Origin of the sequence: Blattabacterium cuenoti, from assembly GCF_014252035.1 — a bacterium.
GTDB lineage: Bacteria > Bacteroidota > Bacteroidia > Flavobacteriales > Blattabacteriaceae > Blattabacterium > Blattabacterium cuenoti_Z.
The window spans coordinates 106,828-119,321 of record NZ_CP059207.1; the positions used below are offsets into that span (position 1 = coordinate 106,828).

Consider the following 12,494-nt stretch of genomic DNA (forward strand, 5'->3'; position numbering starts at 1 on the left):
CATACATGAAAATAACCGATACTCATGCTCATCTATACATGAAAGAATTTAAAAATGATATTCATCATGTAATAAAAAGAGCAATGAATCAAGGTATAAACAGATTTTTTCTTCCTTCTATAAGTAGTTCTTCCATTTCTGATATGATAGAATTGGAAAACAAATATCCAAATATTTGTTTTCCAATGATAGGATTACATCCTAATAACGTTTTTCCAAAAACTATAGAAATAGAATTGAATAATATAAAAAAATATCTAAATCAACATCGTTTTATTTCTATAGGAGAAACGGGTATAGATTTACATTTTAACAAAAAATTTCTTATTGAACAAGAATATGCATTTGTAAATCAAATAAAATTAGCAAAAGAAAATAAATTACCAATAATAATTCATTGCAGGAATTCTTTTCATAGAGTTATTAAAATATTAGAAAATAATTCTTATAGTAAAGGCGTTTTCCATTGTTTTTCTGGTAATTTAAAAGAAGCTATAATAATTACAGATTTAGGTATGAAACTTGGAATTGGAGGTATTATTACTTTTAAAAATAATCACATTGATGAATTTTTACATAAAATATCAATAAAGAATATCGTACTAGAAACAGACTCTCCATATTTATCTCCATATCCTTTTAGAGGAGAGAGAAATGAACCCAGTAGATTAAAAGTTATTTTAAATAAATTATCTAAAATTTATTCTATATCAGAAAAAATGATCGCAAAATATATCAACAAAAATGTTGATGATCTTTTTTTCAATTAATTCATTATATCATTTTAGATGGGTCTACTATTTTTTCAAATTCTTCAGTAGTTAAATATCCTAATCTAACAGCTTCTTCTTTTAATGTTGTATTTCTTTTATAGGCTGATTTTACTATATTTGCTGATTTTTCATAACCAATATGAGTATTTAACACAGTAACTAACATCAAAGATTTATCTAATAATTCTTTTATTTTTAAATAATTTGGTTTAATTCCTTCTACACATAATGAAGAAAAAGATTTGCAAGAATCTGCAATAAGATTAGAAGATTGTAATAAATTATAACTCATTAATGGTTTAGAAACATTTAATTCGTAATTTCCGGAAGAATTTGCCACTGAAATAGTTATATCATTTCCTATAATTTGTGTGCAAACCATGATAATAGATTCACATTGTGTAGGATTTATTTTACCAGGCATAATAGAAGATCCAGGTTCATTTTCTGGAATAAAAATTTCTCCAATTCCTGATCTTGGCCCAGAAGATAAAAATCGTATATCATTCGATATTTTTATCAAAGATACTGCAATTTGTTTAATTGCACCATGAGATTCTACCATTGCATCATGAGATGCTAAAGATGAAAACTTATTACTTGATGCTTTAAAGGGATATCCTGTATATTTACTTATATATTCTGTAACTTTGACATCATATCCTTTTGGAGAATTTAAACCCGTACCTACTGCTGTTCCTCCTATAGCTAACTCAGAAAGAGAATATAAAGTTTTTTCAACAGAATTTAATCCATGATTTATCTGAGATACATAGCCTGAAAATTCTTGTCCTAACGTTATAGGTGTAGCATCCATAAGATGAGTTCTTCCTATTTTTATAATATTTCGAAATAATTTCGCTTTTTTTTCTAGAGAATCTCTTAATTTTCTAATAGCAGGAATAGTTTTTTCTACTAATTTTTTATAACAAGCTATGTACATTGCAGTGGAAAAAGTATCGTTGGATGATTGAGACATATTAACATCATCATTAGGATGAATATAAGATTTACTTATCCCAAGTTTTCCACCTGTTAAAACATGAGATCTATTTGATATAACTTCATTAACATTCATATTCGTGTGAGTTCCAGATCCAGTTTGCCATATAACTAAAGGAAAATGATCATCCAATTTACCACTTATAATTTCATCACAAACTTTCTCTATCAAATCTTTTTTTTTTTTAGATAAAATACCAAAATAAAAATTAGCATAAGCTGTAGCTTTTTTCAGAATACCAAAAGAACGAATAATTTCTATTGGAATACTGCTTTTTCTTCCTATCTTAAAATTATTCCTGGATCTTTCTGTTTGTGCTCCCCAATATTTATCAATAGGAACTTTAACTTCGCCTAAAGTATCTCTTTCTACTCTATATTTAGAAATCATTTTGTAATTTTTTTACGAAATTATATAAAAAAATCAAAATTTATATGATAATTAAACTTTTGGGATTTTTAATTTTTTTACTTACAACTATATCTGGTTTTTGGTGTATATTATTTTTATCAGCTTTTAGTATTTATTGGGTTGTCAATTTTTTAATTGAAATTATAAAAAATTTTTTTAGAAAAAAATGAAAAAAAAAAATATTCTATTAAAGAATAAATATTTTTGGATCAGTTTATCATTTATTATATGGATCTCTTTTTTTGATACAAATTCTTTAATGTTGCATTGGAAACTAAAAAATAACATAAAAAAAATCACTATAGATAGAGATTTTATGAAAAAGAAAATTTCTTCGGAAGAAAATCATTTGAACAAACTTATAAAAAATTCTAAATATCTTGAAAAAATAGCTAGAGAAAAATTTCATATGAAAAAGGAAAATGAAGATCTATTTGTGATAGATAATGAAAATAAAATAAATATCTTTGAGGAAGATAATAAAATTAATAGAATAAACGGTGACTAACCGTGTCCTATATGTATTAACAAAATAGTTAAATCTGAAGGTGTAACGCCACTTATTCTGGATGCCTGAGCTAATGTAAACGGACGATGATAATTTAATTTTTCTCTTGCTTCTAAGGATAAAGATTCCATATTTTTATAATCAAAATTATGTGGTAGGACAATATTCTCTAATTTTAATAATTTTTTTGCATTCTTTTCTTCTCTATCTATATATCCTTTATATTTAATTCGAATAGAAACTTGTTCTAATATTTCTTGTGTAAATCTATTATTTTTTATTTTTTTCATTATAAATGGGATAGTTATAATATCCTTTAATTCAATATCAGAACGAGATAATATCGTTTCAATTTTTTTCTTATTGAATATTACTGGTGAACTCTTTTTATATAAAATAGGATTGATAATTTTTGGATCAATATTTTCTTTTTTAAAAAAAGAAAGACATTTATCTATTAAACATATTTTTTTATCGACTAATTTCATATTTTTTTTTGAAATTAATCCTATACTATACCCTATATGGGTTAATCTTTCATCTGCATTGTCTTGTCGTAACAACATTCTATATTCAGCTCTTGAAGTGAACATTCTATATGGTTCTGTTGTTCCTTTTGTAATTAAATCATCTATTAATACTCCAATATAAGCTTGATTTCTTTTAAGGATCAAAGAAGATTTATTATTAATTTTCATATGTGCATTAATTCCTGCAATTAATCCTTGTGCGGCGGCTTCTTCATATCCTGTAGTTCCGTTAATTTGACCAGCAAAAAAAAGATTTTCTATAAATTTACTCTCTAAAGTCGGTTGTAATTGATTTGGAGGGAAATAATCATATTCAATAGCATATCCAGGTTTTAGTATTTTCACATTTTTAAATCCGTCTACATTTTTTAATGTATGATATTGTATTCTTTCCGGAAAAGATGTAGAAAATCCGTTGACATATACTTCATTTGTATTCCATCCTTCAGGTTCCAAAAAAATAGGATGTTCTTTTTTATCAGAAAATCTATATATTTTTTCTTCTATAGAAGGACAATATCTTGGACTTGATCCTTTAATAGAATTAGAAAATATTGGTGAATACATAATATTATTTCTAATCAAATCATGTACTACATGATTTGTATAAGCGATATAACATTTAATTTGTTTTTTTAGTTTTTTCGTTTTATAAAAAAAAGAAAATTTTTTGGGATCTATATCTCCTTCTTGAGGTTTCATTTTATGATAGTCTAAAGATCGTCCATCTACTCTAGGAGATGTTCCAGTTTTCATTCTACCAAATTTTAATCCAAAAATGTTAACAAGCTGTTCAGTAATCCCTTTAACTTTTTTTTCTGCAATTCTTCCTCCATCAAATTTTTTTCTACCAATATGAATTTTTCCATTCAAAAATGTTCCATTTGTTAATATTACACTATGAGCTTTAATTTTGACACCTAAAGTAGTTATAACCCCATGAACTTTATAATTTTTTATGATTAAGGAAGTAACAGTATCTTGATATAAATCCAACTTTTTTCTTTTATCTAAAAAAAATCTCCAAAAATTAGAATATAACTTTCTATCACATTGAGCTCTAGGACTCCACATAGCTGGTCCCTTAGATTTATTTAACATTCTAAACTGAATTGTGCTATAATCAGTTATTATAGCTGAAAAACCTCCTAAAGCATCTATTTCTCTAATGATCTGTCCTTTTGCAATACCTCCTAATGCTGGATTACAAGATAACTGTCCTATTGTATGAAAATTTGTAGTAATTAGTAAAGTTTTTGAACCCATTTTAGAAGATGCGCATGCTGCTTCTGATCCAGCATGACCTCCTCCAACTATAATTATATCATATATATTTGAATCTGACAACATGATATATTTTATTAATAAAGTTGAAACAACAAATCTAAATAAAAATTTTCTTTTCTATTCATTAATTCTCTATCTTCTATTCTATGATCATCATATCCTATCAAATGTAGAAATCCATGTATCATTACACGTTTTAACTCAATTAAAAAAAATTCATTCCATTTATTAGAATTTTCTATAATTCTATCTACACTAATATAAATATCTCCTAGTATAGAAAATTTAGAATTTATTTCCATCGAAAAATTAAAAGTAATAACATCTGTATAAAAATTTTTTTTTAGATATTTTTTATTCATTTTTAAAATGAAATCATCATTGCAAAAAATGTAGTTAATATTATTTATATTATATCCTTCATTATCTGATATTAAATTCATTTTTTTGATGAATAAAGATTCATTTTCTATACGAAAATTTTTTACTTCGTAGAAAATATTAATCATATTATTAAATTTTTTCGTTTTGCTAAAAAAAATAAAAGGAGAAATTCCAAACATTTTAACATTATTCAATTTATTTTTTGGTAGTATTTCTATAATATTCTTATTTTCAGAAAATTTTATTCATTACAACATATGTATTTTAATTTCAATAATTTTTGATTACTTAGATGGATTTACTTCAAGAATTATGAAAAAAAAAAGTAATATTGGAAGAGAGCTGGATTCTCTCGCAGACATGGTATCTTTTGGATTAACACCATCCATTTCAATGTTTTTGATTTTGAAAAAATCGAATATTCCATTTATTGGATTTTTTTCTTTTTTAATTTCTATTTTTTCTGCATATCGTCTCGCAAAATTTAACATTAATAAAAAAAAAATTGGATTAACAACAACAATAAATGCTTTATTTTTTTCTTCATTATCAGTAATTTTACAAAAAAGTAAATTAAATGAATATCTAATATTATTTCTTATTTTTTGCTCTTGTTATCTATTAATTTCTGAAATAAATATGTTATCAATGAATTTTAACGGATATACATGGAAAAATAATAAAAAACGATACATATTTTTATTGATTAGTATTTTTCTTTTATTAACTTTACATACGGTTGCTATACCATGTATTATCATTTTATATATAACAATTTCAATTTATTATAAAATCATGAAAAATTCATATTTAAAAAAATGAAATTAAAATTACATCGTCCTATTTGTTTTTTTGACATAGAAGCTACAGGAATAAACATTGGAAGGGATAGGATAATAGAAATATCCATATTAAAAGTATTTCCCAATGGAAATCAAGAAGATAAAACTTGGCTCGTTTATCCGGAAATACCTATTCCTCCACAATCAACAGCTATACATGGAATCAAAAATGAAGATGTTGCAGGGAAACTTAGATTCAAAGATATAGCTATTTTTATATTGAAAATGATAGAAAATGCAGATTTAGCAGGATATAATTCTAACAGATTTGATATACCTATTTTAGCAGAAGAAATGCTAAGAGCAGGAATGTCTTTTGACATAAAAAAACATAAAACCATAGATGTTCAAGTTATTTTTCATAAAATGGAGCCTAGAACTCTTTCCGCTGCATATAAATATTATTGCAAAAAAAATTTATTGAAAGCTCATAGTTCAAAAGCTGATGTTTTTGCTACTTATGAAATATTGTTAGCTCAATTAGATAAATATAAAAATTTAAAAAAAGATGTAAAAAGTCTAAATCAATTTTCTAATCAAAAAAAAATAGCAGATCTTGCTGGATTTATAAAAATGGATGAAGAAGGAAATGAAATATTTAATTTTGGAAAATATAAAGGAGAAAAAGTATTAGAAATATTCGAAAAAGATCCAAACTACTATGGATGGATACAAAACTCTGACTTTCCACTATATACAAAAAAAATATTAACCAATGTGAAACTAAAAAAATTTAACAAATAAATTAATTTATTCAAACAAAAAGATCTTTCAATTTTTTAGATATAAAAGTATCTAAATGTTTTCCATGCAGTAAGTTTTTTGATAAAAGTGTTAAATTTATAGCTTCTTGTACGATATTTTTTACTTTTTCTTTAGATTTTTCTTCTAATATTTTTTTCATTAACATATGATTAGTATTAACTATTAACTCACAATGTTCATATTTTTCTTTTTCTGTTACATCTTTTTCTATGAAACTCATCTCTTTCATTCTTCTTAAGAACTCTGGAAAAACGATTAAAAACGGATCATCATTTTTAGACAAGTTTTCTAGCTTAACAACAGAAAAATTCATATTTTCTATTAAATTATTTTTAATATGATTTTCTAGATCTTTTTTCTGTTGTTCTGATAAATCAGAATGACTATCTATTTTTTTACTATCTATCAGATTATCAATATGATCTGAATCTACTCTAACAAAACAAATATCTTTATAATATTCTTCTAATTTTTGTATTAAATGAACGGAAAGAGGGCTATCCAAAATCAAAACTTCATAATTCCTATCTAATGCTTTTTTAACAGATGTATACTGTTCTTCTTTATTAGAAGAATATAGATAAACAATTTTTCCTTCTTTATTTCTCTGAAAATCCTTTACTTTTTCTTTCAACTCTTCTAAGGAATAGAATATATTATTTACATTAGGAATGATGTAAAAATCTTTGCATCTATCAAAAAAATTTTGAACACTGATCATTCCATATTCAACAATAATTTTTATGTCATCCCATTTTTTTTGAAAATCATTTCTATCATTTTTAAACATGTAACTTAACTTATCTGAAACTTTTCTTGTTATATATTTTGATATATTCCTAACAGACGAATTAGTTTGCAAATAAGATCTTGATACATTAAGAGGTATATCAGGAGAGTCTATTACTCCTCTTAATAAACTCAGAAAATCAGGAACTACTCCTTCTAAATTATCTGTAATATAAACTTGGTTTTGATACAAATGTATTTTATCCTTTTGAAGATCTATTTTTTTTTCTATTTTTGGAAAAAATAAAATACCCGTTAGATTAAAAGGATGATCTATGTTTAGATGTACCCAAAATAAAGGTTTTTCTAATTGATTAGGATATAATTCTTGATAAAAATTTGAATAATCTATATCCCTTAAATCTGTAGGATTTTTTTTCCAAGCAGGAAAAGTGTTATTGACAATGATGTTTTTATTTTCCTTATGACTTAAGAAAATCTTCACAGGCATAAATTTACAATACTTTTTCAATAATTTAATAATCCTGTCATATTCTAAATATTCTTTACTATCCTCATTAATAAATAAGATAATTTCTGTTCCCCTATCTATTTTTTCAATTTCTTTCATCCTAAAATTAGGACTACCCTCACAAGACCAAAATATAGATGAAAAATCTTTTTGATAAGATTGTGTAAAAATTTCAACTCTATCGGCCACCATAAAAGAAGAATAAAAACCTAAACCAAAATGCCCAATAATATTAGAAGAATTATCAGTTTTATATTTTTTAATAAATTCTTCTGCTCCAGAAAAAGCTATTTGATTAATATATTTTTCTACTTCTTCTTTTGTCATTCCAATTCCATTATCTCTAATATGGATAGATTTATTCTTTTCATCTATTAAAATATTAATCTTAAGATCATTTATAACATGATCAATTTTTCCTAATTTAATTAAAGTTTTAAGTTTTAAAACTGCATCTGTAGCGTTAGATACAAGTTCCCGTAAAAAAACTTCTTGATCAGAATAAAGAAACTTTTTGATTATAGGAAAAATATTATCCGTAGTAACACTAATTTTATTTTTTTCCATAAATAAAAACTATTTTGATAGATATGATCCAATAAAATAAATATTCAAATATTGTACCAACCAATATGGTGATAGTCATTTTGACATATTATTATTTTATTAAATTTTATTGAAAAAGAGAATTAATAAATTCTATTTCATCAAATTTTTTTAAATCTTTTATGGTCTCTCCTATTCCTATATATTTTATTGGAATTTTAAATTGATCCATAATACCTATTATTACACCACCTTTTGCTGTTCCTTCTATTTTTGTTAAAATAATGGAAGAAATTTTAACAAATGAAATAAATTTTTTTACTTGTTCAAAAGCATTTTGACCGGTAGAAGCATCCAAAATAAGCATGATTTCATGAGGAGATTCAGGTATGATTTTTTTCATAACTCTACTTATTTTTGAAAGCTCTTCCATCAGACTAACACGATTTTGTAATCTACCTGCTGTATCAATTAATACTACATCTTTATTTTTCGATTTTGCAGATTGTAATGTGTCATAAGATACAGAAGCTGGATCTGCATTTATATGTTGTTTAATTAAAGGAACTTCAGCTTTATTTGACCATATTTCCAATTGGTTAATTGCTGCTGCTCTAAATGTATCTGCAGCTCCAATTATTGGAGATAAACCTTTTTTTTTAAATAAAAACGCTAATTTACCAATTGTAGTTGTTTTTCCTACGCCATTTACTCCTACCACCATAATGACATATGGTTTTTTACTGTAATTTTTTATTGTTTTTTCTAAATCATTTTTATCAACTCCTATAAAAAAATTATTGATTTCTTTTTTCAGAAGATTATATAAATCCTTTGTATATTTATAACCATTACTTTTAATTGTATTTTCTAAATTATTTATAATTTTTATGGTAGTTTTTGTACCTACATCTGCTGATAACAATAAATTCTCTATTTGGTCTAAAACTCCTATATCAATTGATTTTTTTAAAAAAATGATATTTTTTATTTTTGAAAAAAAAGATTCTCTCGTTATTTTTAATTCATCATCAAAAGTTTCTTTTTTCTTTTTTTTTAGAAAAAACATGAATAATTACTTTATTTTAAAAAAATTTTTTACTTTTTCAAAAGTAATCATTTTATCTTCAAAAGCATAAGAATCATACTTTTTTGATTTTTTTACTATTCTAATGGCTAAAACCATTTTTTTTGATTCTATTTTTTTTTTGTTATTTACAATTTTTTTAGACATATTTTTTTGTAATGTAATTTTTAATTAATTTCCTTTAATTTCCTTATGTATAGTATACTTTTTTAAAATTGAATTATATTTTCTCAATTTCATTCTATTCGGAGTATTTTTCTTATTTTTAATAGTTATATATCTAGAAGTACCAGGTAATCCACTTTTTCTATGTTCAGAGCATTCTAAAATAACTTGTATTCTATTTCCTTTTTTTGCCATAACAATCTGATAACTTTTTCAGTTTACGTTGATATTTACTTAATGCTTTCTCAATTCCCATTTTATTAATGATTCTAATAGCATTAGCACATACTTTTAAAGTAATCCATTTATTTTCTTTTATTAAAAAAAAACGTTTTTTACATAAATTAATGTTGAAACGTCGTTTTGTTTTATTACTAGCATGAGAGACTTTATTACCAAACATAACTCTCTTTCCTGTCAACTCACAAACTTTTGACATAATACTTTATTTTTACTAAATTGCTAAACAATTCTTTCCAATAAAGATATCAATAATTTCTTAATATTTCAATGTCAGGACATAGTAAATGGTCAAACATACAACATAGAAAATCTACTAAAGATTTTAGAAAATCTAAAATTTTCTCCAAGATGATTAAAGATATTTCCATAGCTGTTAAAGAATCAGGAAAAAATTCCTTTCGATTAAGAAATGCTATCGCTAATGCAAAATCGTTCAACGTACCTAAAAATTCTATAGAAAAAGCTATAGAAAAAGCTCTACAAGTTAAAAAAAATAATTATAGAAATATGACCATAGAAGGACGTCTTCATGGTATTAGTATGATGATAGAATGTATGACTGATAATAATGTTAGAACAATATCTAACATAAGATCACTCATTCATAAAAATGGAGGTAGGTTATGTAAACATGGAGAATTATCTCATTTATTTCAAAAAATAGGATTTTTTGATATAAATATAAAAGATATTCACTATCCCATCGAAGATTTTGAACTGATGATTATAGATTTTGGAGCAAAAGATTTTATAAAAAATAACGAAACAATATCCATATATACAGAGTTTGAAAACTTTGGATTTATGAAAAAAAATTTAGAAAAATTAGAACTATTTCATAGTTCAAAAATAAATTATATTCCAAATCTAACTAAAAATATTTCATATGATAAAAATAAAAAAGTACTGGATATAATAGAAAAATTAAAAAATAACGAAGATGTCGACAATGTTTATTGTGATTTAGAATCAATAAAATAAGTAGAATGTCCTATCGCATTTTTAAAAAATGAGGAAAGTCCGGACACCATAGAGCAACATAATGGGTAACACCCATCCATCGATAGATGAGGAATAGTGCAACAGAAAGAATGTACAGGTAAAGGCTGTAGTGAAATCATGTAAACTCTGTGTGGTGAAATGCCATGTATACCGGAAAACTTGCTCGGTTGATACCGGGGGGTAGGCAGATAGATATTTAGGGTAACCTAAATAGTAGATAAATGATAGGAAAAAACAGAATCCGGCTTATAGTTCTACTTTTTTTATGTTTTGTAGGAGAGATGGCCGAGAGGTTTAAGGCGCACGTCTGGAAAGCGTGTACACAAAAGTGTGTCAAGGGTTCGAATCCCTTTCTCTCCGCAAAATTTATAATTCATTTACAAATTATCTATGTCTCTTAATTTTTTTTCCATAAGATGACTTCTTACTCCTAATAAGGTATCTATATCTTTCGATGCACCTTGTAATTTATCTTGAGCTTGATGAAGTAAAATACCAAATTTTTTAAACTCCTGTTTGACAGTTTCTAAAACTTTCCATACTTCAGAAGTTCTTTTTTGAATGGCTAAAGTTCTAAACCCTATCTGTAAACTATTCAATACAGCAGCTAGAGTTGATGGTCCTGTTATCACAGTTTTATATTTTCTTAATAACTGCTCCAATAATCCAGAGTTTTTTACTATTTCTGCATAAATACCTTCAAAAGGTAAAAAAAGAATAGCAAAATCCGTAGTATTTGGAGGATCTATATATTTATCTTTAATGTCTTTCGCCATTTTTTTAATAACAGATTCCATATTTTTTATGGATATTTCTATATTCTTTTTATCTCCTTTACGATAGGCATTTTGTACTTTTTCATAAGTTTCTTTTGGAAACTTTACATCAATAGGAAGCCATACTACATTATCACCTTTTCCCCCCATACCTGGAAGTTTAATTGCAAATTCAACTATAAAATTTGTATTAGATTTTGTAACAACGTTAGAAGCATATTGATCTGGAGATAAAATTTGTTCTAAAAGCATTGAAAGTTGCATTTCACTAAAGCTACCACATATTTTAACATGATTTAATGTTCTTTTTAAATCACCAACATCCTTTGCTAATATTTTCATTTCTCCAAGACCTTCTTGTAAAAAAAATAATTGATTTCCAATAATTTCAAATGATTTTCCTAAATGGAGATTTAAAGAATTTTGAAGTTTTTCATTTACATTTTTTTTTATATCTTCCAAATTTTTTTCTGTTAATTTTAGTAATTTTTCTTGTTCATCATAAATAAAATCTAATTTTTTAGATTGATGATTAATATAAAATGCAATTCTATTTTCAATAGAATTCTGAATTTGGTTTAAATAATCACGTAATTTTTTTTCATTATACTCAGATGATACTTCTATATCATTTCGTTGATTCCTAAATTCTTCACGAAAGAATAGCTCTAGTCTTCTAAAAAAAAAAATAAAAATAATGAAAAAAATAAAGAAAAAAAATAAAATAAGTAATGAAAAATAAAACATTGAAAAAATACAGAAGAATTTTTTGACGAAAATTTATGTAAAAACAATAATAATAGCGGGGATAGGACTCGAACCTATGACCTTCGGGTTATGAGCCCGACGAGCTACCAACTGCTCCACCCCGCGAAAATTACTTCGAATATAATATTTTTCATTTACAAAAT

Annotated in this window: 14 protein-coding genes, 2 tRNA genes and 1 other RNA gene; 7 read left to right on the forward strand and 10 right to left on the reverse strand. The window is 24.9% G+C overall.

Annotation, left to right across the window (positions count from 1 at the left end; translation table 11 throughout):
• Positions 1–5: 5 nt before the first annotated feature.
• Positions 6–770: a TatD family hydrolase gene (locus H0H49_RS00480; RefSeq protein WP_185864545.1), complete on the forward strand. Its 765-nt coding sequence runs from the start codon at positions 6–8 to the stop codon at positions 768–770.
• A gap of 4 nt (positions 771–774) precedes the next feature.
• On the opposite strand, the gene fumC is transcribed toward H0H49_RS00480, so the two are convergent.
• On the reverse strand, positions 775–2,166 hold the full coding sequence (gene fumC, locus H0H49_RS00485; RefSeq protein WP_185864546.1) for a class II fumarate hydratase: 1,392 nt from the start codon (positions 2,164–2,166) through the stop codon (positions 775–777).
• 187 nt (positions 2,167–2,353) lie between these two features.
• Between fumC and H0H49_RS00490 the strand changes: the two genes are divergently transcribed.
• Positions 2,354–2,695, forward strand: coding sequence for an FtsB family cell division protein (locus H0H49_RS00490; RefSeq protein WP_185864547.1), 342 nt, complete (start codon positions 2,354–2,356; stop codon positions 2,693–2,695).
• Here H0H49_RS00490 and mnmG read toward each other — a convergent pair.
• Positions 2,692–4,575 (reverse strand): tRNA uridine-5-carboxymethylaminomethyl(34) synthesis enzyme MnmG, encoded by a 1,884-nt coding sequence (gene mnmG, locus H0H49_RS00495; protein WP_185864548.1) that lies wholly within the window; start codon positions 4,573–4,575, stop codon positions 2,692–2,694. The two genes, H0H49_RS00490 and mnmG, sit on opposite strands and share 4 nt — an antisense overlap.
• An 11-nt stretch (positions 4,576–4,586) precedes the next feature.
• The gene (gene ybeY / locus H0H49_RS00500) at positions 4,587–5,090 is read right to left on the reverse strand and encodes an rRNA maturation RNase YbeY (RefSeq protein WP_317168703.1); all 504 of its coding nucleotides are present in this window, start codon (positions 5,088–5,090) and stop codon (positions 4,587–4,589) included.
• On the opposite strand from ybeY, the gene H0H49_RS00505 reads away from it, so the two are divergent.
• Positions 5,041–5,718, forward strand: coding sequence for a CDP-alcohol phosphatidyltransferase family protein (locus H0H49_RS00505; RefSeq protein WP_317168704.1), 678 nt, complete (start codon positions 5,041–5,043; stop codon positions 5,716–5,718). The two genes, ybeY and H0H49_RS00505, sit on opposite strands and share 50 nt — an antisense overlap.
• Positions 5,715–6,482, forward strand: coding sequence for a 3'-5' exonuclease (locus H0H49_RS00510; protein WP_185864550.1), 768 nt, complete (start codon positions 5,715–5,717; stop codon positions 6,480–6,482). Before H0H49_RS00505 ends, H0H49_RS00510 begins: the two co-directional genes overlap by 4 nt.
• Before the next feature lie 10 nt (positions 6,483–6,492).
• Here H0H49_RS00510 and htpG read toward each other — a convergent pair whose 3' ends face one another.
• The 5 genes from htpG to rpmB all read right to left on the reverse strand — a co-directional run bounded on the left by htpG (position 6,493) and on the right by rpmB (position 10,001).
• Positions 6,493–8,331, reverse strand: a complete 1,839-nt coding sequence (htpG, locus tag H0H49_RS00515; RefSeq protein ID WP_185864551.1) for a molecular chaperone HtpG — start codon at positions 8,329–8,331, stop codon at positions 6,493–6,495.
• Positions 8,332–8,437: 106 nt separating this feature from the next.
• A complete protein-coding gene (gene ftsY / locus H0H49_RS00520) occupies positions 8,438–9,379 on the reverse strand; it encodes a signal recognition particle-docking protein FtsY (RefSeq protein WP_185864552.1) in 942 nt (313 codons plus the stop codon).
• Between the two features lie 6 nt (positions 9,380–9,385).
• The gene (locus H0H49_RS00525) at positions 9,386–9,544 is read right to left on the reverse strand and encodes a DUF4295 domain-containing protein (RefSeq protein ID WP_185864553.1); all 159 of its coding nucleotides are present in this window, start codon (positions 9,542–9,544) and stop codon (positions 9,386–9,388) included.
• A 24-nt stretch (positions 9,545–9,568) separates the two neighbouring features.
• Positions 9,569–9,757 (reverse strand): 50S ribosomal protein L33, encoded by a 189-nt coding sequence (gene rpmG / locus H0H49_RS00530; RefSeq protein ID WP_185864554.1) that lies wholly within the window; start codon positions 9,755–9,757, stop codon positions 9,569–9,571.
• The gene (rpmB, locus tag H0H49_RS00535) at positions 9,738–10,001 is read right to left on the reverse strand and encodes a 50S ribosomal protein L28 (RefSeq protein WP_185864555.1); all 264 of its coding nucleotides are present in this window, start codon (positions 9,999–10,001) and stop codon (positions 9,738–9,740) included. Before rpmB ends, rpmG begins: the two co-directional genes overlap by 20 nt.
• 71 nt (positions 10,002–10,072) lie before the next feature.
• On the opposite strand from rpmB, the gene H0H49_RS00540 reads away from it, so the two are divergent.
• The 3 genes from H0H49_RS00540 (at position 10,073) to H0H49_RS00550 (ending at position 11,167) form a co-directional block, all read left to right on the forward strand.
• Positions 10,073–10,786: a YebC/PmpR family DNA-binding transcriptional regulator gene (locus H0H49_RS00540; protein WP_185864556.1), complete on the forward strand. Its 714-nt coding sequence runs from the start codon at positions 10,073–10,075 to the stop codon at positions 10,784–10,786.
• Positions 10,784–11,072, forward strand: an RNA gene (gene rnpB / locus H0H49_RS00545) — RNase P RNA component class A. The genes H0H49_RS00540 and rnpB overlap by 3 nt, the downstream gene beginning before the upstream one ends.
• 10 nt (positions 11,073–11,082) lie before the next feature.
• A tRNA-Ser gene (locus H0H49_RS00550) sits at positions 11,083–11,167 on the forward strand.
• 17 nt (positions 11,168–11,184) lie between these two features.
• Here the strand turns inward: H0H49_RS00550 and H0H49_RS00555 are convergent.
• A complete protein-coding gene (locus tag H0H49_RS00555) occupies positions 11,185–12,330 on the reverse strand; it encodes a DNA recombination protein RmuC (protein ID WP_185864557.1) in 1,146 nt (381 codons plus the stop codon).
• A gap of 53 nt (positions 12,331–12,383) precedes the next feature.
• A tRNA-Met gene (locus H0H49_RS00560) sits at positions 12,384–12,456 on the reverse strand.
• Positions 12,457–12,494 lie beyond the last annotated feature (38 nt).